The 26,430-nt window shown below is 69.5% G+C and carries 20 protein-coding genes; 13 read left to right on the forward strand and 7 right to left on the reverse strand.

The window, feature by feature from the left end:
• Nucleotides 1-80 precede the first annotated feature (80 nt).
• The 11 genes from pstC (at nt 81) to Ate02nite_RS39130 (ending at nt 13,224) form a co-directional block, all read left to right on the forward strand.
• Nucleotides 81-1,076, forward strand: coding sequence for a phosphate ABC transporter permease subunit PstC (gene pstC / locus Ate02nite_RS39080; protein WP_203812946.1), 996 nt, complete (start codon nt 81-83; stop codon nt 1,074-1,076).
• Entirely contained in the window at nt 1,076-2,236 is a 1,161-nt protein-coding gene (gene pstA, locus Ate02nite_RS39085) for a phosphate ABC transporter permease PstA (RefSeq protein ID WP_203812947.1), read from the forward strand. The genes pstC and pstA overlap by 1 nt, the downstream gene beginning before the upstream one ends.
• Entirely contained in the window at nt 2,229-3,848 is a 1,620-nt protein-coding gene (gene pstS / locus Ate02nite_RS39090; protein ID WP_239148028.1) for a phosphate ABC transporter substrate-binding protein PstS, read from the forward strand. The genes pstA and pstS overlap by 8 nt, the downstream gene beginning before the upstream one ends.
• Nucleotides 3,845-6,256 (forward strand): hypothetical protein, encoded by a 2,412-nt coding sequence (locus Ate02nite_RS39095; RefSeq protein ID WP_203812949.1) that lies wholly within the window; start codon nt 3,845-3,847, stop codon nt 6,254-6,256. Before pstS ends, Ate02nite_RS39095 begins: the two co-directional genes overlap by 4 nt.
• A gap of 103 nt (nt 6,257-6,359) precedes the next feature.
• Nucleotides 6,360-7,340: a hypothetical protein gene (locus Ate02nite_RS39100; protein ID WP_203812950.1), complete on the forward strand. Its 981-nt coding sequence runs from the start codon at nt 6,360-6,362 to the stop codon at nt 7,338-7,340.
• Between the two features lie 22 nt (nt 7,341-7,362).
• A complete protein-coding gene (locus Ate02nite_RS39105; RefSeq protein ID WP_203812951.1) occupies nt 7,363-8,940 on the forward strand; it encodes an Ig-like domain repeat protein in 1,578 nt (525 codons plus the stop codon).
• A gap of 66 nt (nt 8,941-9,006) precedes the next feature.
• Entirely contained in the window at nt 9,007-9,984 is a 978-nt protein-coding gene (locus Ate02nite_RS39110) for a WxL protein peptidoglycan domain-containing protein (protein ID WP_203812952.1), read from the forward strand.
• Complete coding sequence (locus tag Ate02nite_RS39115) at nt 9,977-10,627, forward strand: hypothetical protein (protein ID WP_203812953.1); 651 nt, start codon at nt 9,977-9,979, stop codon at nt 10,625-10,627. The genes Ate02nite_RS39110 and Ate02nite_RS39115 overlap by 8 nt, the downstream gene beginning before the upstream one ends.
• Nucleotides 10,628-10,640: 13 nt before the next feature.
• Complete coding sequence (locus tag Ate02nite_RS39120) at nt 10,641-11,447, forward strand: hypothetical protein (protein WP_203812954.1); 807 nt, start codon at nt 10,641-10,643, stop codon at nt 11,445-11,447.
• A gap of 5 nt (nt 11,448-11,452) precedes the next feature.
• A complete protein-coding gene (locus Ate02nite_RS39125; protein ID WP_239148029.1) occupies nt 11,453-12,394 on the forward strand; it encodes a sortase in 942 nt (313 codons plus the stop codon).
• A 14-nt stretch (nt 12,395-12,408) separates the two neighbouring features.
• Nucleotides 12,409-13,224, forward strand: coding sequence for a phosphate ABC transporter ATP-binding protein (locus tag Ate02nite_RS39130; protein WP_438871318.1), 816 nt, complete (start codon nt 12,409-12,411; stop codon nt 13,222-13,224).
• On the opposite strand, the gene Ate02nite_RS39135 is transcribed toward Ate02nite_RS39130, so the two are convergent.
• The gene (locus tag Ate02nite_RS39135; protein ID WP_239148030.1) at nt 13,221-14,483 is read right to left on the reverse strand and encodes a ThuA domain-containing protein; all 1,263 of its coding nucleotides are present in this window, start codon (nt 14,481-14,483) and stop codon (nt 13,221-13,223) included. The genes Ate02nite_RS39130 and Ate02nite_RS39135 overlap by 4 nt on opposite strands.
• Nucleotides 14,484-14,590: 107 nt before the next feature.
• A complete protein-coding gene (locus Ate02nite_RS39140) occupies nt 14,591-15,613 on the reverse strand; it encodes a LacI family DNA-binding transcriptional regulator (protein ID WP_203812956.1) in 1,023 nt (340 codons plus the stop codon).
• A gap of 97 nt (nt 15,614-15,710) precedes the next feature.
• On the opposite strand from Ate02nite_RS39140, the gene Ate02nite_RS39145 reads away from it, so the two are divergent.
• Nucleotides 15,711-17,546 carry a glycoside hydrolase family 30 beta sandwich domain-containing protein gene (locus Ate02nite_RS39145; protein ID WP_203812957.1) on the forward strand — a complete coding sequence of 612 codons (1,836 nt, stop codon included), beginning with the start codon at nt 15,711-15,713 and terminating at the stop codon, nt 17,544-17,546.
• On the opposite strand, the gene Ate02nite_RS39150 is transcribed toward Ate02nite_RS39145, so the two are convergent.
• A complete protein-coding gene (locus Ate02nite_RS39150) occupies nt 17,543-18,238 on the reverse strand; it encodes an SDR family oxidoreductase (protein WP_203812958.1) in 696 nt (231 codons plus the stop codon). The genes Ate02nite_RS39145 and Ate02nite_RS39150 overlap by 4 nt on opposite strands.
• Before the next feature lie 60 nt (nt 18,239-18,298).
• On the opposite strand from Ate02nite_RS39150, the gene Ate02nite_RS39155 reads away from it, so the two are divergent.
• Complete coding sequence (locus tag Ate02nite_RS39155; RefSeq protein ID WP_203812959.1) at nt 18,299-18,682, forward strand: MerR family transcriptional regulator; 384 nt, start codon at nt 18,299-18,301, stop codon at nt 18,680-18,682.
• Here the strand turns inward: Ate02nite_RS39155 and Ate02nite_RS39160 are convergent.
• Genes Ate02nite_RS39160 through Ate02nite_RS39175 form a run of 4 tightly spaced genes read right to left on the reverse strand, consistent with a single transcriptional unit; the run spans nt 18,670 to nt 26,386 of the window.
• Complete coding sequence (locus tag Ate02nite_RS39160; RefSeq protein ID WP_239148031.1) at nt 18,670-18,999, reverse strand: cupin domain-containing protein; 330 nt, start codon at nt 18,997-18,999, stop codon at nt 18,670-18,672. The genes Ate02nite_RS39155 and Ate02nite_RS39160 overlap by 13 nt on opposite strands.
• Before the next feature lie 24 nt (nt 19,000-19,023).
• Nucleotides 19,024-23,826 (reverse strand): DNA repair ATPase, encoded by a 4,803-nt coding sequence (locus Ate02nite_RS39165; RefSeq protein ID WP_203812960.1) that lies wholly within the window; start codon nt 23,824-23,826, stop codon nt 19,024-19,026.
• Nucleotides 23,823-25,820, reverse strand: a complete 1,998-nt coding sequence (locus Ate02nite_RS39170) for a flotillin family protein (protein ID WP_203812961.1) — start codon at nt 25,818-25,820, stop codon at nt 23,823-23,825. The genes Ate02nite_RS39165 and Ate02nite_RS39170 overlap by 4 nt, the downstream gene beginning before the upstream one ends.
• Nucleotides 25,820-26,386, reverse strand: a complete 567-nt coding sequence (locus tag Ate02nite_RS39175; RefSeq protein ID WP_203812962.1) for a hypothetical protein — start codon at nt 26,384-26,386, stop codon at nt 25,820-25,822. Before Ate02nite_RS39175 ends, Ate02nite_RS39170 begins: the two co-directional genes overlap by 1 nt.
• Between the last annotated feature and the right edge of the window lie 44 nt (nt 26,387-26,430).

The following is a 26,430-nucleotide window of genomic DNA, read 5'->3' on the forward strand; positions in this document are numbered from 1 at the left end:
GCCCGGTCCTGTGTCCAACCGGCCTCGTTTCGCTGAGCCCGCACAGAGTTACTCCTGAGTCACAGAGGGCGGGACAGGTAATGACCGACGCTTTGGTAGCGCCGGAACAGCGACGCCGACTCCGGCCGTCCGGCGGGCAGGACCGCGTCTTCCGCGTGGTGCTGCGCCTGGCCGGCACGGCCGTGTTGGTGCTGATGGCGATGGTCGGTACGTTCCTGTTCACCAAGGCGATCAGCGCGCTGCGCGCCGCCGGCTGGTCGTTCCTGACCACCGAGGAATGGGAACCGGACTCGGGCCGCTTCGGCATCGCCGCCGTCCTCACCGGAACCATCCTGATCGCGACCGTGGCGATCAGCATCGCCGTGCCGCTCGCCACCGGGATGGCGCTCTATGTCTCCGAGTACGCGCCGGCCCGGGTGCGTCGCATTTTGATCAACATGATCGACCTGATGGCGGCCGTACCCAGCGTGGTTTATGGCCTTTGGGGGTTTGCCTTCCTGCAGGCCCACGTGATCGGCCTGGCCCGCTGGCTGTCCACCTACCTCGGCTGGTTCCCGCTGTTCAAGGTGACCGGGTCGGACCCGCGCGATCCGCTCGCCACCGAGACCGTCTACACCTCGTCGACGTTCATCGCCGGGCTGGTCGTTGCGCTGATGGTGGCGCCGGTGATCTGTTCGATCATGCGGGAGGCGTTCTCCCAGGCCCCGATCGGTGAGCGGGAGGGCGCGTACGCGCTCGGCGCCACCCGCTGGGGCATGATCCGCTCGGTCGTCCTGCCGTTCGGCAAGGGCGGCATGATCGGCGGCACCATGCTCGGGCTCGGCCGGGCCCTCGGCGAGACCATCGCCGTCTATCTGATCATCTCGCCGGTCTTCGTGATCCAGCCGCACGTGCTGCAGAACGGCGCCAACTCGGTGTCCGCCCTGATCGCGCTGCGCTACGGCGAGTCCGGGCCGATGGCGCTTTCCGCGCTGATGGCCGCCGGTGTCGCGCTCTTCCTGCTGACCCTGGTGGTCAACTTCGCGGCCGGCTCGATCGTGGCCCGGTCCCGTTCCGGCGCCGAAAGCGAGGCGTGATGTCGACGGAAACCCCGGAGGTCCGACGGGACACCCGCACCATTGCGAGCGATGACATCCTGGTCGCGCTCGGCGCTGCCGCGGCCGGGGTCAGCATCACCGCGCTGATCTTTTTCTGGCTGGCGCCGTTCTCCGGGCTGCTGGGCTTCGTCCTGGTCTCGTTCGTGATGTTCCTGGCGCTCTACGCCGCCCTGGTCTGGCTGGACGGCGACGGCCCGGCCGTGCGTGACCGGCTGGTCGGCGCGATCGTGCACGGCATCGCCGCGCTGCTGATCATGGCGCTGGTCTTTGTGGTCACGTTCACACTGTTCAAGGGCTACAAGGCGCTTGTCCACCTGAACTTCTTCACCCAGGACCTGACCAAGGCCGGCCCGCTCGAACCGCTGACCGTCGGCGGCGGCCTGCACGCGGTGGTCGGCACCCTGGAGCAGATCGGCCTGGCCCTGATCATCACGGTCCCGCTCGGTCTGCTCTGCGCGCTCTTCCTCTCCGAGCTGCGCGGCGGCTTCACCCGCTTCGTGCGGACCATCGTCGAGGCGATGACCGCGCTGCCGTCCATCGTGGCCGGTCTGTTCATCTACGCGACAGTGCTGCTGATCCTCGGCTTCGAGAAGTCCGGGTTCGCCGCCTCGCTGGCGATCAGCGTGATGATGCTGCCGATCATGATTCGGGCCTCGGACGTGGTGCTGCGGCTGGTGCCGGGCAACCTCAAGGAGGCGTCGCTCGCGCTGGGCGCGAGCCGCTGGCAGACGGTACGCACGGTGGTGCTGCCGACCGCACGGCCGGGTCTCGCCACCGCGGTCATCCTGGCCACCGCCCGCGGTATCGGTGAGACCTCGCCGGTGCTGCTGACCGCCGGTTACTCGGCGGCGCTGAACACCGACCCGTTCCACGGACCGCAGGTGTCGCTGCCGCTGGCCACCTTCACGCTGATCAAGTCGCCGCAGCCCAGCGTGGTGGCACGCGGTTTCGGCACGGCGGCGCTGCTGCTCGGCCTGGTGCTGCTGCTGTTCATCATCGCCCGGCTGATCGGCGGCCGCGGCCCGCAGGACCTGTCCAAGCGTCAGCAGCGAGCGCGGACCCGGGCGTCGGCGCGGGATGTCACCCGGTTCACGAAGCGCGCCCCGCGCTTACAGCAGGAAGAGAACAACAGTGAGTAGGAAAATCCGGGTCGTCCTCGCGGCGGTCGCGGTGCTGGCCCTGGTGTTCTCGGGCCAGGTGCCGGCGCTGGCCGCGGCTTACGTGCCGATCAACGGCGCGGGCTCGACCTGGTCGGAGAACGCGATCCGGCAGTGGGCGTCCAACGTCGAGCAGTACGGCATGCGGATCAACTACGACGGCGTCGGCTCGACGAGCGGTCGTAACCAGTTCGCGAGCGGCCTCATCGACTTCGGCGTGTCCGAGATCCCGTACGGCAAGGACGACGGCGCCGCCACCGAGGCCCGGCCGAAGTTCCCGTTCGCCTACATGCCGATCGTCGCCGGTGGTACGTCGTTCATGTACAACCTGACGATCGGCAAGAACCGGGTGACGAACCTCCGGCTCTCCGGCGAGACGCTCGCCAAGATCTTCACGAACGTGATCACCAACTGGAACGACCCGGCGATCAAGACCGACAACCCGGGCCTGGTCCTGCCGGCCCGCAAAATCGTGCCGGTGGTCCGGTCCGACGGTTCGGGTACGACGGCCCAGCTCACCACCTGGCTGGTCAACCAGTACCCGGATATCTGGAACGCGTACTGCGCCAAGGCCGGCCGCAAGACGCCGTGCGGGGTGACCTCGCTCTACCCGGTGATCCCGGGCAGCGCGACCACCGCGCAGTCCAGCTCGACCGGCGTCGCGGGGTACGTCTCGCAGGCCTCCAGCGTCGGCGCGATCACCTACGTCGAGTACTCCTACGCGCTCAACCTGCACTTCCCGGTCGCGAAGCTGCGGAACAAGAGCGACTACTTCGTCGAGCCGACCGCCCGCTCGGTGGCGGTGGCCCTGCTGGCCGCGAAGATCAATACCGACAAGAACTCGGGCGACTACCTGACCCAGGATCTGAGCGGCGTCTACAACAACACCGACGCGCGCACCTACCCGCTGTCCAGCTACAGCTACATGCTGATCCCGGTCGACCAGGAGAACACCCGGTTCAAGGTGGCCAAGGGCAAGACCCTCGGCGACTTCTCCTACTACTTCCTCTGCGAGGGACAGCAACAGGCTGACCAGCTCGGTTACTCGCCGCTGCCGATCAACCTGGTCCAGGCCGGTCTCGAGCAGGTGCGGCGGATCCCGGGCGTGGACGCGCAGAACGTCAACATCGCCAAGTGCAACAACCCGACCTTCTCCAAGGACGGGTCGAACACCCTGGCCAAGACCGCGCCGTTCCCGCAGGCCTGCGACAAGGTCGGCACCACCCAGTGCGCCACCGGAACCGGCGGCGCGACGGCGAACACCCCGACAACCGGCGGCACCAAGAACACCGGGGGTAAAGGGACGACCGCGACCACCTCGCCGGGTGCGAAACCGTCGTCGTCGGTCTCGTCTGCCGCCACCGCTACTGATACCTCGGGCGGAGGCGCCGTCGACCCCGATACCGGCCAGGCGATCGGTGGCGGCGACGGCGGCGGCACCGACACCGCGACGGCCATCCCGGTCTCGTTGACCTCGCAACTCGACCCGACCCTCAAGACCGTGCTGATCGTGGTGGCCTGCGGGTTGCTGCTCGGCCTCACCGTGGGCCCGCCGCTGGTGGCCCGCTTGTTCAATCGTGGAGGCCGGCCATGACCCGCCGCTGGATCGCGGCGATCATCGCCGTGGCACTCACCCTTACCGTCTTCCCGCAGGCCGGGGCACAGGCCGATGACGGTACGGCGGTCACCGTCTCCGGCACCGGCGAGTTCGCCGACCTCAAGGTCACGGTCGGCCAGACCACCAACCTGATCAACCAGGTGGTCACGGTCTCCTGGACCGGCGGCAAGCCCACCGTGGACACCAGCGTCTTCCTCAACTACCTGCAGATCATGCAGTGCTGGGGCGACGTCAAGACCGGCCCGGACCGGACCCAGTGTCAGTACGGCGCGCTGTTCACCGACACCCGCGGCGGCGTCTGGACCGGCACCCGGCAGGTCAGCTACGGCGGCAACTTCGGCAAGGTGAAGGACGAGAACGGGGTCGACAAGGACTGGACCGACCCCAACGAGCCGATCAAACCGGCCGCCGGGGAGAACGCGTTCGTGCCGTTCAGCTCGGTCACCGGCGGCACGGTCACCGCCGGCAACGGCGGCGAGTTCTTCGACGCCGGCACGACAAACGAGATCCCGTACGGCCGGACCCTGGCCAACGGCACCGGCCAGGAGTTCTTCGAGGTGCAGACCGGCACCGAGGCGCCCGGCCTGGGCTGTGGCGAGGAGTTGACCGACGGCACCGCCCGGCCCTGCTTCCTGGTGATCGTGCCGCGCGGCGAGACCGAGATCAACGGCAGCACCGGCGACAAGCGGCCGCACAACTGGCTCGACTCGTCGCCGCTGGAGGCCACCAACTGGGCCAACAAGATCGTCGTACCGCTGCAGTTCCAGACCATCGGCAAGGCCTGCCCGATCGGTACGGCCGAGCGGCGGACCGTCGGCGCCGAGGCGATGACCGAGGCCATGCTGCGCTGGCAGCCGACGCTCTGCGCCGGGACGAGCGCCACGGTGTACGGATATTCGCAGGTCACCGACGACATGGCCCGCACCCGCCTGACCGGCACCGATCCGGGCATGGTCTTCGTCAACTCGCCGGCCGCGCCCTCGACCACCGCACCGCAGGTCTATGCGCCGGTGGCGGTCTCCGGCCTGGCCATCGCGCTGAACATCGAGTGGCAGTCCGGCTTCGACGCCACCGACGAGGACCGGTTACGCGAGGGCCGGCGACTATCCGACCTCAAGCTGACCCCGCGGCTGATCGCCAAGCTGCTCACCCAGTCCTATCGGTCCGGCGCCGACATCACCCGCACGACGGTCCGGAACAACCCGCAGACGATCAGCGCCGACCCGGAGTTCAAGGCGCTCAACCCGGACTACGCCAAGCAGCTCGACCTGCCGATCGGCGACATCCTGGTGCCGCTCGGCCAGAGCGACCTGGCGACCCGGCTGTGGCTGTGGATCCTCGCCGACTCCGAGGCCCGGGCGTTCCTGACCGGCAGCCCCGACCCGTGGGGCATGAAGGTCAACCCGGTCTACTCGTCGCAGAGCTGGCCGCAGGACAACTTCCCCAAGAGCGACCTGTACTGCATCCCGCTGCGCGCCGACGACCAGCAGGAACACGACTGGTGCACGCTCGACATGCACCCGTACGCCAACAACATGCACGACGCCGCCCGGTACGCGGCCCGTGGCGACACCCTGGTGCGCAACGCCACCTCGCGGGACGCGGTCGGCGCGGTCATCGGCTGGAAGAAGGGCACCCCGCAGGCCCCCGGCAAGCGCGCGGTCCTCGCGGTCACCGACGTGGCCACCGCCGATCGGTACGGCCTGCCGATGGCCCAGTTGCGTAACCACACCGGGGCGTTCGTCGCGCCCACCACCGCCGGCCTGGTCGCCGGGGTCACCACGATGACCCAGTCGGCGACCGTGCCGAACGTGCTCGAACCGAGCATGACCAGCCCGAACGCGGCGGCGTACCCGTTGACCACCGTGCTGTACGCGGGCACCGTGCCGTCGGCGATCACCGCCGAGGCCGGCGCGGACTACGCCGACCTGCTGCGGTACGCGGCGGCCGGCGGGCAGACCCCGGGCGTCCAGCCCGGCACCCTGCCGTACGGCTACGCGCCGCTGCCGGAGGCGTTGCGGGCGCTGACCGTCCGGGCCGCCACCCAGATCGAGGATGCCGCGGGCAAGGCGGTGACCCCGGCGGCCACCCCGACCACCCCGCCGGTCGGCGGCGGCAGCGGGACCGGCGTGCCGGCCCCGGCCAAGACCACGGCTGCGGCGGTGCCCAACACCGGCAGTCAGCCGAGCCTCGCCGCCCCGGCGGTCACGCCGTCCGGCCACGGCTCGCCGGTGCCGGTCGCCCAGACCAACCCGACCCCCGGACATCCGGTCGGGAACCTCCGCTATGCCCTGATCATCGCCCTGGCCGTCGGGTTGGTAGCAGCCCTGGCCGGGCCGATCTTCCTGCTGCGGGCCGGTCGGGCCCGGAGAACAGGTCGGTGAAACACCGATCGAGACGCCTGTGGCCAGGAGCGCCTACTCCTGGCCACAGCATGCGACGGGCATCCGCCCGGCGCGCTTCATCGCACAGAAAAGGATAGCCGCAGTGCTGAACAAACGCTTCCTGGCTGTCATCGGGATCGGGCTGGTGGGCGCCCTCGCGTTCACCGCTTCCCCGGCATCGGCCGACCCGAGCGGGACGCCCACCTTCCGCGTCCTCGCCGGCGTTGGCTCGGACACCACCGAGGGCGTCATGAACGGCCTCTCGCAGGTCGTCGTCGACGCTAGCAACGTCAAGCAGATCGCCTCCTACGACGCGTTCGGCTCGGCTCAGATCCAGACCAAGGAGACCGGCTGCGTCATCAACCGGCCCGCCGGGTCCGGTAACGGTGTCACCGCTCTGGTGGCGTCGGTGGACGCGAACAACAACTGCCTCGACTTCGCGCGCTCGTCGAGCAACAACTCCGCGTCGTACGCCGGTAAGAACCTGACCTACATCCCGTTCGCGGTGGACGCGGTCACCTACGCGGTGCGTGGCGACGGGACCCTGTCCCGCACGCTCACCAAGGCGCAGCTGACCACGATCTACAACTGTGGCGTCACCACGGCCTACAAGCCGCTGCTGCCGCAGTTCGGCTCGGGCACCCGGTCCTTCTTCCTGAAGACCCTCGGCTTCACCGACGCCGCGAACTTCACCTCGCAGACCAACCACACCTGCATCGGCGAGGTCGACTCGACCGGCGCTCCGCTGCAGGAGAACAACGGCGCGCTGCTGACCGACACCAAGCAGATCGTGCCCTACTCGATCGCCCAGTACCTCTCGCAGACCACCGGCGTGGTCAGCGACGTGCACGGCAAGTCGGTTCTCGGCCAGCTCGACGGCATCGCGCCGACCGTGCTGAACACCTCCTCGATCGGCGTCCGCGACGTCTACAACGTCGTGCCGACCGCGAAGCTCACCGACGGCACCGTGTCCAGCGTCTTCGTCGGCTCGACGTCGAAGGTCTGCCAGAACGCCAACACGATCAAGAAGTACGGCTTCGCGCCGCACGCGTCGTGTGGCGACACCACCATCCGCACGCCGTAATCGATCTGAAGGCGATAGAAAAATGCAGCTCTCCCGTATCGCGGGCGCCGCTTTCGTCACGGTTGCGACTGCCGCGACCGTCCTCACCGCCGGTGTCGGTGCGGCGCAGGCCGCTCCCGCGGCCGGCTCCCTGGGCACCCTGACCGTCAACCCGACCTCCGGCACCGACCTGGTGGCGCCGCGGGTGACGACGTCGGCCGGTTGCGCCGCCGACTCGGACTCCTACCACGCCGTGATCACCGGCCCGGGTGCCTTCGCGGCCGGTTACCAGATCATCGCGCCGACCTCCGCCAACTTCTCCACCGAGAGTGGCTTCGAAGCGGCGTTCAACGTGACCTTCGCGGACGCCGCCAAGGACCTGAGCACCACCATCGTCGCCGGTGAGTACGACGTCACGCTGAACTGCCTGGACGCCTTCACCACCGAGGTCAAGGGCAACTTCACCACCGCCGTGTACTTCACCTCGGCGACCGCGTGGCAGTCCACCGACCCGAACGCGTCGCAGCCGTCGAGCACCTCGCTCGACATCACGCCGGCCGGTCCGGTCAACGTGGGCGACACCGTGACCCTGAAGGCGACCGTCGCTCCGTCGACGGCCACCGGCACGGTCCAGTTCAAGGACGGCGCCGACAACCTCGGCGGCGCGGTTGCCGTCAGCGGTGGCGTGGCCTCCCTGCCGACCGCGGCGCTGACCGCCGGCACGCACACCATCACCGCGGTGTTCAGCAGCACCTCGGCCGGCGTCAACGGCTCGACCTCGGCTGCCTCGCAGCTCGTGGTCAACCCGCCGGCCGCCACCGCCACCACCACGGCGCTGGTCGTCAACCCGAGCGGCTCGGTCGAGCAGTTCACCCCGATCACCCTGAGCGCCTCGGTCCTCCCGACCGGCGCCGCGGGCAAGATCCAGTTCATCGACGCCGGCCAGAACCTGGGCCTGCCGGTGACCGTCACCGACGGGGCCGCCAGCCTCGTCACCAGCAGCCTCGGTGCCGGCAGCCACGCGCTGTCCGCGCGCTTCGTGCCGGCCAGCACGACGGCCTACGCGGCCAGCGAGTCGGACTCGGTCGCGGTCACCGTGACCGCGTTCAGCGGTGGCACCGCGTCGCAGACTCTCTCCACCACCGTGGAGAGCGGCGCCCTGACCATCAGCGTCGGCAGCAGTGCCCCGGTTGTTCTTCCGGCCCCGGCTCTCACGTCGGACGCCTCGAAGCTGACCACCGGCGGCACGATCAACTCGCTGACCGTCACCGACCTCCGCGCCGGCAACGCCGGCTGGAACGTCGCCGGCCAGGTGTCCGACTTCTCGGACGGCAAGAACCACTCCATCAACGCGGCCAACCTCGGTTGGGCGCCGAAGGTCGTCGACCAGGGCGCGTCCCAGGCCGTCACCGCCGGCCCGCAGGTGGACCCGGCCAACGCCATCGCCCCGGGTGCGGCCGCTCCGGCTGACCGTGGCCTGGCCACCAGCCGGACCCTCGCCTCGGCCGCGGCCGGCAAGGGCGTGGGCACCGCGCACCTGAACGCGACCGTGTCCCTGCAGGCGCCGACCACCACCGTGGCGGGCACCTACACGGCCACTCTCACCATCACCGCCATCTGATTCACCTCGTGCGGGGCGGGCCGCCACCCGCCCCGCACACCCAAAGCTCCACGAAGGACGGTCACCATGCGGCGTACGGCAGCACTGTTCGGTGTTCTGCTGGCTCTTGTCCCGGCTGTTCCGGCCGCGGCCGACAACTCCGGTGGACGGGCGACCTATGGTGTCCGCCCGACCGGCAAGACCGCCCCGGATGGCCGGTCCACGTTCGCCTACGCGGCGACGCCGGGCGGCGTCTTCACCGACCAGGTGGAGATCTCCAACCCAGGAACAAAACCATTGACCCTCAAGGTGTACGCGAACGACGCGTTCACCCCCGGCACCGGCGGGTTCGACCTGCTGGCGGCCGGTAAGAAGTCGGACGACGCGGGCACCTGGATCACCGTGTCCCGGTCCTCGGTTCAGGTCCCGGCCCGCGGCAAGGTCATCGTGCCGTTCACCCTGAAGGTGCCGGCCACCGCGACGCCGGGCGACCACAGCGCCGGCATCGTCGCGACGCTCACCTCGATCGGCACCGACGCCAAGGGCAACAAGGTCGCCGTCGACCAGCGCGTCGGCTCCCGGGTCTACCTGCGGATCAGCGGCACGCTCGAACCGCGGCTGACCGTCGAGGGCCTGACCGCCGCCTACCACCCGAGCCGCAACCCGTTCTCGTCCGGGAAGACCACGCTGACCTACCGCGTGCGGAACACCGGGAACGTCCGGCTCGGCGCCCACCAGAAGGTCGTCGTCAAGACGCTGTGGGGCACCAGGAAGACCGCGAACGGCGTCGCCGACGTGCCGGAGATCCTGCCCGGCGACGCGGTCGACATGGTCGCCGAGGTCAAGGGCGCGCTCCCGGCGATCTGGCTGACCGGCTCGGTCTCCGCCGACCCCCTGGCCCAGGCCGGCGACGAGAAGCTGCCGCTCTCCTCGACCACCCGGGACCACGGCTTCTGGGCCGTCTCGTGGACGCTGCTGGCCATTGTCGGCGGGCTTCTGCTGCTGGTGGGGGGCGGCTTCGGCTTCCGCTTCTGGCGGCGCCGCCGGGTGACCGCCGGTGCTTAGCTTCCTGGCCGCCGCCGCACTGAGCGGCAGCCTCACGTTCTTCCCGTCGAACAGCATCGACACCGCCGCGATCGTGGTGCAGACCTCGGCCGGTTGCCCGTCGACGGCGGACACCTACTACGCGATCGCGACCGGTCACGGCTTCGGAAAGGACGGCCAGGTGGTGACCGCGCCGACGGCCGCCGGGATGTCCCGGACCGAGGGCTTCAACGTCTTCTTCGCGCAGACGATGAAGGACTTCGCGGCCGACAACGGCACCACCCTGCAGGGCCGGTACGACGTGTCGGTCTTCTGCGCCGACTCGTTCACCGGCACCAAGTTCGCCGAGTTCACCGGGCAGCTGACGTTCTCGTCCCCGACGAAGTACAAGTCGTCCGGCCGGACCACGGCGCTGTCGGAACGCCCGGTCCCGGGCGGCCAGGACATGGACCTCCCGGCCAGCGGGTCCCCGACCCCTGAGCAGGCGCCGGCCTCCGAAGCGCCGCCGGCCACCCCGGTGCCGGTCGCGGACGTCGCCGCGCCCATCGCTGCGGAAAAGAAGAGTCTTCCGGTCGGCTGGATCGGCGGCGGTGTGGCCGCGATCCTGCTCGCCTTCGAGATCGGGCGGCGCATCGGGCGCCGCTCCGCCACCACCCGACCCTGAGGAGGCACATACCGTGCTGCGATCCTTGCGCGCCTGGGCGGCAACGCTCGGCGTATTCCTGATGGCCGCCGGGGCGATGGCGCTCGTCTCCGCGTCTCCCGCCCGCGCGGCCGACGCGTTCCAGACCACCCTGACCTTCGAGCCGGACAGCAAGACCGACCTGGTCGCACCGAAACTGCGGACGGCCGGCGGCTGTGCCGCCGAGTCGGACCAGTACTACGTGACGGTGACCGGGCCCGGCGAGTTCGCCAACGGTTACCTGATCACCGAGCCGTCGGCGGCGAACTTCAGCACCACCGAGCCGTTCGAGGCGGTGCTCGGCAACTCGATGCTGGATGCCGCCAAGGACCTCAACCGGACCTCGGTCGAGCCCGGCTATTACCTGGTCACGCTCTCCTGCATCGACTCGTTCATGCAGGTCGTCAAGAGCACCTTCAACGGGTACATGAAGTTCACCGACGCCACCACCTACATCACCGGCGCGAACGTCTATCCCGGCAGCACGACCGAGCCGAAGCCGTCGGTGTCCGCCTCGGCCTCGGCTTCCGCGTCCGCGTCGGCCTCCGCGTCGGCGTCGGCGTCGGCCAGCCCGGACCCGACGGACACCACGACGAGTCCGACTGCGTCGGCCACCACCAGCCCGGCCGCGACCCGGACTCCGACGGCGACGGCCACGACCACCGCGGCCGCCGCGACGCTGCCGGTCACCGGCCCGCCGGCCGGTGGGCTCTTCGTCATCGGCATCCTGCTGCTGATCCTCGGTGGCGCGGTCGTGCTCGGCACCTGCCGCTTCGACCGGCCACAACCGGCACGGTGGTGAGCACCGTGACCGCCACGATCACCGAGCCGCTGCCGGCGCCGGTCGAAGAGAAGCCCGCGCCGCGCCCGCGCACCCCACCGCCGCCGCCCCGGCCGCGGTTCACCGGTGGCAGCACGGTCGGGACCGCGCTGACCATCCTGGCTGCGCTCGCGCTCGGCTTCGTGGCGCAGATGACCGTGCTCGGCTCGCTCTCGCACGAGCGGGCCCAGCGGGTCGCCTACGCCAACTTCCGGGCCGAGCTGGCCCAGGCCACCGCCCCGGTCAGCCACTTCGACGAGGCCGGCACCGACGCGCTGGCCGAGGGCAGTGCCGTCGCGATCATCAGCATCCCGGCGATCGGCGTGCAGGAGGTGGTCTTCGAGGGCACCGACGGCGGCGTCCTGAGCCGGGGTCCGGGTCACCGACGAGACACCGTCTTCCCCGGTCAGAAGGGGGTCAGCGTCCTGATGGCCCGGCGCGCCGCGTTCGGCGGGCCGTTCGCGCGGATCGGCGACCTCCGGGTCGGCGACAAGATCACTGTGATCAACGGGCAGGGCGAGCACGCGTACCAGGTCATGGGGGTGCGCCGGAGCGGTGAACCGCAACCACCGGCGCTCGCCGCCGGCGAAGGACGACTCACCCTGGTCACCGCGGACGGGCAGGCCTATGCCCCGACCGACGTGCTGCGGGCCGACGCCAAGCTGGTCACCCCGGCGCAGGACACCCCGCGGCTGGCGATCGGCTCGGCCATCCTGCCGACCAAGGACGCCGTGATGGGCATCGACCTGATGGCGCTGATCCCGCTGGTCCTCTGGGGACAGTTGCTGGTCGCGGCCGCGCTGTCGGTGGCCTGGACCCGGCACCGGCTCGGTCCCTGGCACGCCTGGCTGATCGGCGTACCCGTCCTCGGCCTCCTCGGTGTCCTGGTCGCCGGCCAGATCACCCAGCTGTTGCCCAACCTGATCTGATCGAGGAGCACCCGATGACCGAAACCGCCGTAATGCCGAAGCAGTCGGCCTACGACGCCGTGGCGCTGGAGGCGCATTCGATCTCCGCCTGGTTCGGCGAGCACAAGGTGCTGGACCGGGTCTCGCTGACCATGCCGGCCCGGATGGTCACCGCGCTGATCGGCCCGTCCGGCTGCGGCAAGTCGACCTTTCTGCGCATTCTCAACCGGATGCACGAGCTCATCCCGAGCGCGTCGCTGGCCGGCGAGGTGTGGCTGGACGGCACCGACATCTACGACGCGAACATCAAGGTCACCGACGCCCGCAAGCACATCGGCATGGTGTTCCAGAAGCCCAACCCGTTCCCGGCCATGTCGATCTACGACAACGTGGTCGCCGGGCTGAAGCTGACCGGCACCCGGGCCTCCCGCCGGGAGAAGGACTATCTGGTCGAGGAGTGTCTGACCAAGGCCGGCCTGTGGAAAGAGGTGCGGGAACGGCTGCGGCAGCCGGGTGGCGCGCTCTCCGGCGGCCAGCAGCAGCGTCTCTGCATCGCCCGCTCCCTGGCCGTACGCCCGCAGGTGTTGCTGATGGACGAGCCGTGCTCGGCGCTCGACCCGACGTCGACCCGCCGGATCGAGGAGACCATCGCCGAACTGCGCGACGAGGTCACCATCGTGATCGTCACGCACAACATGCAGCAGGCGGCCCGGGTGTCGCAGCAGTGCGCGTTCTTCCTCGCCGAGCAGGGAACCCCCGGCCACATCGTGGAAGCCGGCCCCACCGACGACATGTTCAACGCGCCCGTCGACCCCCGGACCGCCGACTACGTCAACGGTCGTTTCGGCTAACCCAGCTTGAAGCTCTGGGCGGCGGTGCCGTTGCAGGTGTACTGCACCAGTTGGACACTGTCGGCCGTGCTGGCGGCCGGCACGTCCAGGCACTTGCCGCTGTTGCGGTTGATCAGGTGGAAGTAGCCGTCGCTCTCGGCGACCGACTGCCACTGCTGGTTGAGGCCGCCGCTGTAGGTCCAGGTCTGGATCTTGGCGTTGTCCGCGGTGGAGACGTCGGTGACGTCCAGGGCCTGGGCGGTGTTGGCCTGGTTGTTGACCCGCACGTAGTTACCGGTGGTGGTCACCAGCTGGTAGTTCTGGGCGGCGGTGCCGTTGCAGGTGTACTGCTGGATGGCGGTGCCGTTGGTGGTGCCGGCCGATCGGGCGTCCAGGCACTTCCCGCTGTTCTTGTTGATCACCGAGCTGAACCCAGGAGTGGGGGGCGTGGTGGTGCCACCTCCACCGAGCCAGAGCAGGCCGTTGATCAGCCACTGGTTCTGCTGTGCGCTTGCGAACGTCGACGACGTACGCGTATTGGTTGTGTAGTTCATGCCGTTGTGGCCGAAATTCGCGTACAGCATCTTGTAGTTCTTGTTCGTCCACATGATCGGGTAGAACCCGCTGCGCCACTGCTGGTTGGGGTCGTCCCCGACCGGGAAGGTCGAGGCGTCCAGTGAGGCCAGGATGTCGATGTTGCTGTTGTTCCGCAGGTCGTTGCTCCACGAGTACCACTCGCTGACCGACGACTGGATGGTGGCCGGCAGCCCCGCGGTGGACGGGTGGTTGCGGTCCTCGATCTTCAGCGTCTCGGCCGTCGGCCCCCAGGTGTTGGAGACGAAGTTCCCCGACCCGAGGAACGTGTTGTAGTACCAGCTCCAGTCGTTCGCGCTGGTGGTGAACGCGCTCACGTGGAAGCCGAGGAAGCCGCCGCCGTTCTGCATGTACGTCTGGAACGCGGCCCGGCGCTCGGTCGGCGGCCCGTCGTCGAGGAACATCACCACCTGCACCCCGGACAGCCCGCTCGCGCTGAGCCGGCTCCAGTCGGTGGTGGCCTCCCAGGTGAAGCCGTATTGCGCGGCGGTCGCCGGAAACCACTCCTTGGCTTCCTTGTCGAAGTCGATGTGCGCGGCGTCCCACGTTCCGTTGTAGAACGCGAGCACCTTGAACGGCGCCGCCGCGACGGCGGCGTCGGCCGACCGGACGGCAATACCGGTGGCGGCCGTCGTGAGCAGGGCAATCGTCGCCACGAGGGCGCGTTTGAGCAGCTTTCGAGCCACGGTGAGAACCTCGGGGATGAGAGAGCGGTTGGGGACGCGGCGCCGCTGGACCACATCCTCAGGCATCGATGTCCCGCGCCACAAGGTTAAGAGCCCTAATAGTTAAATTAACTCTCGATCCTGGCGGCCGGCCCGGTCGAGTCCCGAATGATCAGCTCGGTGGCCAGCTCGATGTGCAGCGCGTCCAGCCGGTGCCGGTTGAGCAGGCGGAGCAGCAGGCTGACCGCCATCCGGCCCATCTCCGGCAGCGGCTGACGCACCGTGGTCAGCGTCGGCCGGGTCGCCTGGGCCAGGTCGATGTCGTCGAAGCCGGCGATCGACAGATCCTCGGGCACCCGCAGACCGAGCTCGGCCGCGGCGGCCAGCGCGCCGGAGGCGGCCTTGTCGTTGAAGCCGAGCAGCGCGGTCGGCCGGTCCGGCCGGTCGAGCAGGCGTTGTGCGGCCTGGTAGCCGAAGCGGACCGTCGGCTCGCCGGGCAGCGCCAGGGACGGATCGGGCAGCACGCCCGCGTCGGCCAGCGCGGACGTGTGCCCGGCCCGGCGCGCGTTGCTGGCCAGCCAGTTGTCCGGGCCGGCCAGCAGGCCGATCCGGCGATGACCCAGCTCGACCAGGTGGCCGGTGAGGCTGCGGGCGCCGGCGAAGTGCGCGGCCGACACCGCGGCGATGTCGCGGGGCACCTGCTCGCGCGGGTCGACCACGACGAACGGGAAACCGGCCGCCTGCAGCGCGACCAGTTCGGAGCCGGGCTCGGGCGGCAGCACGATGATGGCTCCGGCGATGCCGGTGCGGCCGGCCAGGGTGGGCAGCACGTCGCTGTGCTGGGCGGCCTCGCCCGCGTTCAGCACCAGCTGCCGGTCGTGCAGGTCGAGCGTCTCGGCGATCGACGAGACGATCAGTCCGAAGTAGTCGGTGAGCACGTACGGGCAGCGGACGTAGATCGCGCCGGGCGGGGCCGGCCGGCGCGGGACGGCTCGGCCGCCGAGCTCGGTGATCGCGCGCTGCACCAGGTCGCGGGTCTCCGGGGCGACGTGCGACTGCTCGTTGAGCACCCGGGAGACGGTCGCGATGGAAACGCCGGCGTGGGCCGCGATGTCGCGGACGGTGACCCTTGTTACCGGCCCCTGTTTCATGACTCGAGCATAGACATTGACGTCTTTCGAACGGGCTGGTTACCTACCTGTATCAGAAACATTCCATGATTGTTTCAGCTTGTTACAGGGAGATCCCATGGCCGGCCTCGGAACCGCCCTACTCTCCGTACTCCTGCTCGCCGCGCCGCCGCCGCAGCATGCTCCCGGCGCCGCGCGCGTCTGGGTCACCTCGCCGGACGGCAGCAGTTACGTCGGCACCGTCGACTTCGGCGCGGCCGCCGACACCGCAACTCCCACGATCGTGATCGACCCCGCCCGGAAATTTCAGACGATGACCGGTTTCGGGGCGTCTCTTACCGACTCGTCGGCTGCGGTTCTCTATCGACTTGCCCCGGCCGCGCGGGACGCCGTGATGGTGGATCTCTTCGCGCACGACCGGATCAACCTCTTGCGGCAGCCGATCGGGGCCTCCGACTTCACCGACGAGCCGGCCTACACCTACGACGACGTGCCGGCCGGGCAGACCGATTACGCGTTGCGGCACTTCAGCATCGCGCACGACCGCGCGCAGATCCTGCCGCTGCTGCGCCAGGCTGCAAAACTCAACCCCGAACTACAGATCATGGGTACGCCGTGGTCGCCCCCGGCCTGGATGAAGACCAACGGGTCGCTGATCGGCGGCCGACTGATCGACAGCCCGGCGATCTACCGGGCGTACGCCTCGTACCTGCTGAAATTCGTCCAGGCCTACCGGGCCGAGGGCGTCCGCGTCGACTACCTGACGTTGCAGAACGAGCCGCAGAACCGCGCCCCCTCCGGTTACCCCGGTATGGACCTGCCGTCCTGGCAGGCGGCCAAGGTGATCGAACAGCTCGGCCCGATGCTGCGCTTCGAGAAAACCAAGATCCTGGGGTACGACCACAACTGGAATGAGCACCCGAACGACGCTGCCAACACCCCGCCGGACGAGGTCGCCGACATCGACCACTACCCGCAGGAGCTGCTGTCGACCCCGGCCGCCCGCTGGGTCGCCGGCACCGCCTACCACTGCTACTCCGGTGACCCGAGCGCGATGACCGCCCTGCACAACGAGTTCCCGGCCAAGGACATCTACTTCACCGAATGTTCCGGCAGCCAGTCCGGCGCAACCTTCTCCGACACGTTGAAGTGGCACGCCCGGAACCTGATCATCGGCAACACCCGGAACTGGGCGAAGACCGTCGTCAACTGGAACCTCGCACTCGACGAGACGAACGGCCCGCACACCGGCGGCTGCGGCACCTGCACCGGCGTCGTCACCGTCGGCGCGACCGTGACGCGAAACGCCGAGTACTACACGCTCGGTCACCTGGCCCGCTTCGTCCGGCCCGGCGCGACCCGGGTGGCCAGCACCTCGTTCGGCACCACCGGCTGGAACGGCCAGGTCATGGACGTGGCATTCGTGAACCCGGACGGCAGCACGGTGCTTGTCGCGCACAACGAGAACGACAACCCGCAGGCGGTCGCGGTCCGGATCGGCGACCGCCAGTTCAGCTACACGCTGCCGGGCGGCTCGCTGGCCACGTTCGTCTGGCGCGGCCACGGTTCAAAAGACCGGCCGATCGCCCCGACCGGCTGGACCGCCACCGGCACCGGCGACGTCCCGGCCAACGCGGTCGACGACGACGCCAGCACCCGCTTCAGCACCGGCGCGGCCCAGCAGCCGGGCCAATATCTGCAGGTGGACCTGGGTCGAGCACAGCCGGTGCGGCGGATCGTCTTCGACACCGGCGCCTCGACCGGCGACTACCCGCGCGGCTATGCGATCACCGCGTCGGCCGACGGAGTGCGTTGGACGTCGGTGCGCAGCGAAGGAACCGGACAATTCGTCGAGGGTGACCTGCGCGGGCGAAATGTTCGCTTCGTGAAGATCACCCAGACGGCGGCGGCCGACGCCTGGTGGTCGGTCGCCGACGTCCGCGCATACCGCTAGAGCACCGCCTGGGTGTAGAAGAGGCTGGGGTCGGCGGCCAGGGACGCCTTCACGTGGGCGCTCCAGTCGTCGGCCACAACCTCGAACTGGTTGGCCTCGATGCCGTCCAGGGCGGCCTTCACCACGGCGGCCGGCGCGATCTTCGGGCCGTCGTAGTCGGCCATCATGTCGGTGTCGGCCGCACCCAGGTGCAGGCCGGTGACCAGCGTCTTCTGCGCCACCAGCTCCAGCCGTACGCCGTTGGTCAGGTTCCAGGCGGCGGCCTTGGCCGCGCCGTAAGCGCCGGCGCCGTCGTAGTTGAACCAGGAGAGCGCCGACAGCACGTTCAGGATCGCGCCGCCGCCGAGGCGGGGAGCGAACGCCCGGATCATGTTGAGCGGACCCCAGAAGTTGGTGTCGATCTCCTGGCGGATGGTGTCGAGATCGCCGGCGAGCAGGTTCGCCCCGGTCGAGACGCCGGCGTTGTTGATCAGCAGCGTGACGTCGCTCGCAACCAAAGCGGCGGCCGCGATCGAGGCCGGATCGGTGATGTCGAGCTTCAGCGGGATGACCCCGGGGAGGTCGATCGTCTCCGGGCGGCGGGCCGCCGCGTACACCTTGGTGGCCCCGCGCTCGAGAAGCTGGACGGTGAACTCGCGGCCGATGCCGCGGTTAGCCCCGGTGACCAGGGCAATTGCTCCGGAAATCTGCATAAGGGATACGCTAGAACCTGACGTTGACGTCAGAGGCAAGAACTGCGATCGGAGTCACCCATGCGGATCGGCGAGCTGGCCACCCAGGCGGGCGTGAGCGTCCGTGCCCTGCGCTACTACGAGGAGCAGGGCCTGCTCGGCTCGGTGCGCAGCCCCAGCGGCCAGCGGCACTACGTCGAGGCCGCGGTCGACCGGGTCCAGCTCATCCAGCACCTCTACGCGGCCGGCCTGGCCAGCCGCACGATCGCCGAGCTGCTCCCGTGCGTGGACGCCCAGGTCAGCACACCGGAGTCCCGCGCGACGCTGTCCGCCGAGCGCGACCGCATCGATCGGCAGATCACCGAGCTGATCCAGACCCGCGACCGCCTCGACGCGATCATCGACCTCACCACCCGCCCCGACCTGAGCGGCTGCGTGATCAAGGAAGACAGCTACGCGATGTAGAGCTTCCGCAGCGGCTCGGAGACTTCCCAGACCGTCTTCGTCCCGGCCGTCAGCCGCACGAGATCACCAGCGGAAACAGCGACCGGGTCGCCGCCGTCGACGGTGATGGTCGCGGCCCCGGCCAGCAGCAGGAACACCTCGTCGACCTCGACGTCCCGGACCGCCCCGACGCTCATCTCCCAGACGCCGACCTCGACGCCGGTCGACCCGAGCGTGGTGATCGCGGTGCTGCCGAGCGTCGGCGCGCCCGACACCACCTCGTCGTCTGCGGCCGGTGAGTGTTCCACGGCCACGTCGGCCAGGCGAAAGATCTCCATGACCGGCAGCCTAACCCGCCAAGATCAGGAAGAGCCCAGCCGGCCGATCGCCGTGGACACGTCGCCGACCCGGTCGGCGAGCAGGCCGACCGCGCCCACCGCCCGGCTCATCGGGTCGTCGCCGGAGCCGCCCAGCGCCTTCGACCGCAGGTAGGCCGCTTTAACCTCGGCCCAACGTGACGCCTGCGCCGGGGTCAGCCGCCCGCGCAGCTCGGCCAGCTTGAGCAGGTTGGCCTCGGCGCCGGTGGTCAGCGTCTGCGCCTCGCCGGCGTAGTGGTCGTCGAGCACCGCCTCGATCTCGTCGTCGTTCATCGCCGGGACGATGCGTTCGGCCAGCTTGTTCATGTTGCGGTAGGAGCCCTGCAGCCGGAACGGCGGCTCGGTGCGGGAGTCGTCGGCCTGCCCGGCCGAGGCGATGTAGGCCTGGTTGTTGCGCAACACCACCTGCTGCACCCGCCGCATCTTCTGCAGCACCGACAGCACCTGGGAAAGTTCGGCCGCCGAATACGCGTAGGAGAGCCGGTCCGGCCGGACGGTCTCGTCGCCCGCGGCGAGCCGCACGAGCAGCGGCAGGTCGTCCCGGGAGCGGGTGGCCAGCGGCGCCAGCACCGAGTTCGAGGTGAGCGCGTTCTCCAGATAGGACATCTCGAAGACGTCGGACCGGCCGCTCAGCACGTCGCCGAGGTTCCACACGTCGGCCCGGTTGGCCAGCATGTCGGGAATCCGGAAGCGCTGCCCGCTCTCGGTGTACGGGTTACCGGCCATGCACACCGCGAATCGCTTGCCCCGCAGGTCGTACCGCTTGGCCGAGCCCTCCCACACGCCCTCCATCTGCCGTTGCGCGTCGCACAGCGAGATGAACTTCTGCAGCAGCTCGGGCGAGGTGTGCTGGATGTCGTCCAGGTAGAGCAGGACGTTGTTGCCCATCTCCAGCGCGAACGAGATCTTCTCGATCTCCTGCCGGGCCGTCGAGTTGGGCGCGGCCAGCGGGTCGACCGAGGTGACCGCGTGGCCCAGCGCCGGCCCGTTGACCTTGACGAAGACCAGGCCGAGCCGGTTCGCGACGTACTCCATCAGGGTCGTCTTGCCGTACCCGGGCGGCGAGATCAGCAGCAGCAGGCCGGACTGGTCGGTGCGCTTGGCGTCGCCCGCCGCGCCCAGCTGCCGGGCCAGGTTGTCGCCGATCAGCGGCAGGTAGACCTCGTCGAGCAGCCGGTTGCGGACGAAGGCGGTCATCACCGCCGGACGATATTCATCCAGGCGGAGACGGTCGCGCTCGGTGGCGGCGAGGGCATTGCGCCGTTTCTGGTACGTCCTAAAAGCCGGCACCGCCGCTTCGCGGAACGAGCGGGTCCCGGCCAGGAACTGGTCGAGCCGCAGCGCCAGCCGGCCGCCGGTGATCCGGGGGTGCACGCCGAGCAGCCCTTCAACCGTGGCGTCCAAGGCCGCCGCCGAGTCGTACCGGGTCAGCTGGGTGCCGGTGAGTTCGATCGCGACCGCCTCGACAAGGTCGTCCTCGCTGCCGGCGTCCGGAACCGCCGACCGGAACGCGGTCAGCCAGCCGGTGATCAGCTGCCGCCGCTCGGCCACGGTCGGCAGCCCGGCGAGGTCGTCCAGGTAGCCGCGGGCGGCCCGGTGGAACTTGTCGAGGAAGGTCCGGGCGCCGGCCGCGGTGACGAACCCGGCCGTCCCGCCGGCCAGCTCCTCGACCAGGTACTCACCGATGGGCTCCTGAGCGACCGCGGAGATCTCGGCGGCCAGCTCGGCCAGCGGGAGGCCGGAGCCGAACGCGGTGCGGGCCCGGGCCAGCGATGTCGCCCGCACGGTCCAGGCGGTGCGCTGCTCGGCGGTGGTGGAGAAGACCCAGAACAGCTGGGCGGCGACCCGCACCGACGGCTCGAAGCGCAGCAGTCCGGCCCCGGCGTGCAGGCGGATCACCGCCGACAGGATCAGCACCGCGTCGGCGTCGTGCACGCCGCGCTCGTACCCCTCGTCGATGCGTGACTCGGCTTCCCGACGTACGAAATCGGGCAGGGACCCATCGGCCAGCGCGACCGCCGCACCGGCCGGATCGGCCGCGAAGATCGCGGCCGCCAGGTGTTCGGCCCGATAGACCGACGCGTTTTCCGAGGCCAGCGCCTGCGGCCAGAACGGGCGGGTGTCGGCGATGAAGGACGTGTCCCGGATCGGCGCCCGATAGTCGGTGCCGGTGATGGTGAAAGCCAGGTCGGGGCCGTCCGGCACCAGCGTCAGGTCGATGGCCTGGGTGTTCACCGCGAAGGTGTGCCGGCCGAGCCGGATCGTGGTGCCGCCCTCGCCATACAGGTCGAGGCGGTCGCGCAGGGCGCGCCCGGCCTCCTGCCGGGCCGCCTTGACGCGTCCGTCCAGCTCCTCGGCGCGTACGGCATCGCCGAGCTCACGCAGATCGGCCGCGACCGACCGCAGCTTGGCGACCATCGGATCGGTGGCGAAGTAGGTGTTGACCTCGTCCAGCGTGGACAGTCCGGCGACCCGCCGCTGCACGCTGACCAGGGTGCGCTGGGCCGACGCGACAAGCCGGTCGGCCCGCCGCTGCCGCTCGTCGATCAGCCCCTGCCGCCGGCCCGCGAACGCCTCGTAGAGCTCGGCCCGCTTGGCCGCCAGCTGGTCGACGAAGTCGTCGAACTCGCCGAATCGGGTCTCCAAGGCCTCGACCTGCAGCATCAGCTTGGCCGACTGCTCGTCGCAGCGTTCCGGCGTGTCGGCCGCCGCGAGCCCGGCCGTCACGGCCTGCCCGAGCAGCGCGAACTCGGCCGCGAAGGCGGCCCGTCCCTCGACCGCGGCCAGATCGCGGCGCCGCCCGTCCAGGGTGGCCCGGGCCCGGTTGATGCCGCCGAGCACCTCACCGATGCGTTCCAGGATGGCGACCCGCACGGTGGCGTCGGCGATCTCCAGCCCGCCCACCACGTCGATCACCACCTGCAGGCCGTCGGCCTGCTCGGTGAGCTTGTCGGCGACCGGCTGCGCGGCCGCCACGGTGGCGATCGCCGCGGCCTCGCCGACAAGCGTCTCGACCGCCCGCTGGTAGCCGGTGAAGGCTTCTTCCTGGCGCAGGAATTCGACGGCCCGGCGGGCGGTCTCATCGATCTCGCCGGCCAGGGTCGCTTCGAGCGCGTCGAGCCGGCCGAGGTCGGCGTAGCGCATCTCGCGCAGCGTGACCGTGTGTCCCTGCTGTTGGCGCAGCGAGGCCAGCAATCCGATCCAGCCGTCGGTGCCGGTCGGCACCTCGCCGCGGGCCCGCCGGATCAGCGCGGTCGCGGCCGCCTCGGCCGCCTCGACCGCGGTGCCGGCCTGGGCGGTGAGCTGCTGGACCGACTCGAACTCGTCGAGCACCTGCTCGGCGGTGGACCGCACCTCGCGCAGCGGGGTGGCCAGGTCGTCCAGGTCGGCCTCGGCCAGCCAGAAGTAGTTGTCGAACAGCCGCGAGCATGCCGCGATGATGGCCTCGAAGACCGGCCCGGACGGCGACATCTCGTCGACCATCCGGGACACCGACAGCGCGTCGGCGATGCCCCGCACCAGGTCGGCGTTGCCGATCCGGTCGAGCGGCCCGCTGCCGATCGGCTGGGCCGCCGCGTACGTGTCGGACACGAACGGCGTCTGCCAGATCTGCATCGGGTGCACTCGGGTGGGTTCGTCCGAGTCGTGCCGGAACGCGATAAGCGTGCCGTCGTCGAACAGCGACCACCCGTGGCAGGTGATCGGGGTGGCCACCTCTTTGCGGATGACGTTGTAGGGCAGCAGCAGGTAGCGGCCGGCGTCCCGGGCATGGAAGACGTAGAGCACGTCCTCGCCGTTGACCGACCGCAGCACCCGCTCGAACTCCAGGTCGGCGGTGTCCGCGTCGAACGTCCGGGCCAGGCCGGTGGCCAGGTAATACCCGCCCGGGAAGATGATCCCCTGGTCCTCCGGCAGCCGCTGGCAGGCCTGCCCGATCCCGTCGAGCCGCTTGACATCCCGCGTGCGGGTGTTGAAGACGAGGTACCGCTCGCGGGTCTCCTTGTAGGGCAAAACCTTGAGCAAGATCAAGGGCCCGATCCGGGTGTACGCGATGGAAGCGTCGGCCAGGCTCTGGAGTGGCTCGTCCACCGGTTCGGAGAAGATGCCCTCGCCGTCCTCGGTGTTGTTCTCCACCTTGACCGTGAGGGTGCCGCCGACCGTCTCGACGAAGACCGCATCCTCGATCGAGACGTGCGGGTGCCGACCGAGCACGTGCTGCTCGCGGGTGGTCGGCGTCCATTCGAAGTCCCAGGCCGGCGGGAACACGTGGTCGCGCTCGCCCCGGTTGTCGAGATAGGACACCGTGCCGTCGGTCCCGACCCGCCAGCGCAGCACCTTGAGGTCGTCGCCGCGCGCCCCGGTCTGGAACACCGCCAGCAGCAACCCCTCGAGCCGCCGCAGCTGGAGCAGCCGGGTGTCCTTGTAATAGCGGTACAGCTCGGCGAAGTCCTTCTGGAACGCCGGGCTGTCGATCTTCTTAAGGTCGGCCGGCTGCAGCTTGCCGTCGACGTATTCGTGCACGGCGAAGACGTCGGCCACCGACGTCTCGGCCCGCAGCCCGATGAACACGTTGTAGCCGAACAGCATCGAGCCGCCCACGTGCGCGATGTCCCGCGGCACGCAGTTGTTCTCGGTGCGCACCCGCTCGGTGCCGAGCAGAGTCAGCTGCTGGCCGCCGAACGTCTCGACCCGCTTGTCGTTCAGCGCCTCGGCGCGGGCGGCCAACTCCTTGGCCTGCGCGCCCAGCCGGGCGCGCAGGACCTCATATGTTCCGGCGTCGAGCGTCACCGGGCAGCCGGCACCTTCGCGTCGGCGATACCCATCTTCTCGGCGGTGGCGAGCAGCTCACGCAGCTTGCCGGTGTCGCCGCGGCCCGACTTGATCTGCTGGGTGAGGAACGCGGCCAGGCTGACGTTGGCCACGTCGGCCGTCGAGAAGTTGCCGAGCGCCCGGGTCAGGTCGCCCATGAAGTCGCCCTCGCCGTCGAGGTAGCGGGAGCCGAACGCCTGCGCCACCGACGAGTTCTCCACGAAGCCGTCCACGCTCTTGCCCAGCGTGATCGAGCCGAGCAGCTTGTCGAAGAAGATCGAGTCGCCGCCGACGATGTCGATGTCGGCCTTGGCCAGGCCGACCGAGAGCACCTCGGCCTGCGACGCGGCGATCTGCTGGTGCACGTTGATGCCGGCCAGCCGGATCTCCTTCTCCATCTCCAGCCGCAGGCGGTATTCCTCGTGGCCGCGGGTGGCGTTGTCCATCGCCGCCATCGAGCCGGCCTTCTCCTGCAGGCCCTCGGCCTCGGCCAGCAGCTTCGCCTTGATCGACTCGGCCGCGATGAGCGCCTTCTCCCGGGAGACGACGTTCTCCGCCTTGCCGGTCTTCTCCACCACCTCGGCGTTGCGCTCGCGCACCTGCACGTCGGCCAGCCCGGCCGCGGCCGCCTCGGCCTGGATGCCCTCGGCCAGTCGGATCTTGGCGCGGGTGTCCAGCTCGGCGGTCTGCTGGCGGGCCTCGGCCAGCAGCAGTTCCTCGCGGGCCTTGAACTTGGCCGCGGTCTCGGCCGCCTCGGCCGCCTTGATGTCCTTGACCAGGTGTTCCTGCGCCTCGGCCTCGGCCGCGATGATCACTGCCTGCCGGGTGCGCTCGGCCTCCTCGACCACCCGCAGGCGCTTGATGCTCTCCTCCTGCTCGGCGACCGTCTTCTCCACCGCGATCCGCTCCCGGATGACCTCGGCGATCGAGCGGCGCTCGCCCTCGACCTCCTTGTCCTTGGCGATGGTGCTCAGCTCGGTCTCCCGCTGGCGGGAGATGACCTCGAGCATCCGGTCCTTCTCGATGCGCTCGGTCTCGATCGCGATGACCCGCTCGCGGTTCTTCTCGGCGACCGCGATCTCCCGAGCCTTGTTCTCCTCCTGCACACCGAGCTGCTGCTGGGTCTTGAGCTTCGCGCCCTCCGACCGGAGCATCTCCTCGGCCTGGGCCAGGGCGATCTCGGCCTCCTCGCGGGCCCGGATCGTCTCGATCTCGCGGCGCTGCCGGATCTCGGCGTCGGCCTGCCGGCGCTGCAGCTCGAGGATCGTCTCCTTGGCCTCGACGTTCTGCCGGGTGATCTCTTTCTCCTCGGTGCGCCGGAAGTCGTTGGTGCGCACCGCCTCGATCGCGGTCAGCTCGGTGATCTTCCGGATGCCCTGCGCGTCGAGGATGTTCTTGGAGTCGAGCGACATCAGCGGCGTCTGCTCGAGGAAGTCGATGGCCGCGTCCTCGAGGCTGTAACCGTTGAGGTCGGTGCCGATCACCTCGATGATCTGGTCGCGGAACTCGTGCCGCTTGGTGTAAAGATCGACGAAGTCGAGCTGCTTGCCCACCGTCTTGAGCGCCTCGGAGAACTTCGCGCTGAACAGTTCCTGCAGCGTGGTCTCGTTGCTGGCGCGGGCGGTGCCGATCGCCTGGGCCACCTTGATGACGTCCTCGGTGGTCTTGTTGACCCGCACGAAGAACGTGATGCGGATGTCGGCCCGGATGTTGTCCCGGCAGATCAGGCCCTCACGGCCGGTCCGGACGATCTCGATCGTCTTCACCGAGATGTCCATGATCTCGGATTTGTGCAGCACCGGCAGCACGACCGCACCGGTGAAGGTCACGTCGACCCGGCGCACCTTGGAGATGATCAGCGCCTTGCCCTGCTCGACCTTCCGGAACATCCGACTGAGGAAGAACAGCACCCCGACAACGATGAGAACGACGACCGCGATGAGAATGCCCAGACCTGTCGAGATTACGTCCATCAAACGTCCTTTGTGGCTATATCGGCGGGAACGACCCAGAAGAACTCGCCCTTCGGGTCAAAGTCGTAGAGGACCGCGACGGTGCCCGCGTGCAGGTCGTCGTCGCCGGCTTGGCGGACCTGGACGATAGCGGAGGAGCCGTCCTCGGCGTGCACCTCGGCCTGGCCGAAAGTGCTGGTCACGCGGCCGGTGCGGATGACGCACGTGCGGCCGACGAAGTCGGTGCGGGACGGGTCGGTGCCCACCGGGGCGAATCGCCGCAGGACGACGACGGCGAGCCGGGTGAGAATCCAGGCGACCACCAGGGCGAGGCCCAGCGCCACCCAGACCGGCAGGAATTCGGCGCCGGACAGGCTGCCGAACCAGGCAAACAAGACAAGAAGCGAGACGGGTACGGAAACCGGCAGGCCGCCGAGGCCCGCGAAACTCAACAGATCGCCGCTGTCGCCCGCGTCCGGGTCGGCGCCGCCGGCGATCACCACGATCCAGAACCCGATCACGAGGATCAGCAACGGGGTGAACAGGACGGTCGGGAAGCTCAGCACGGCCCCGACGAATCCGTCCATCGCCCTGCCTCGCCCCCGTTTCATGTTTTTGTCAGGGCCATGGT

Source organism: Paractinoplanes tereljensis (assembly GCF_016862435.1).
Classification (GTDB): Bacteria; Actinomycetota; Actinomycetes; order Mycobacteriales; family Micromonosporaceae; genus Actinoplanes; species Actinoplanes tereljensis.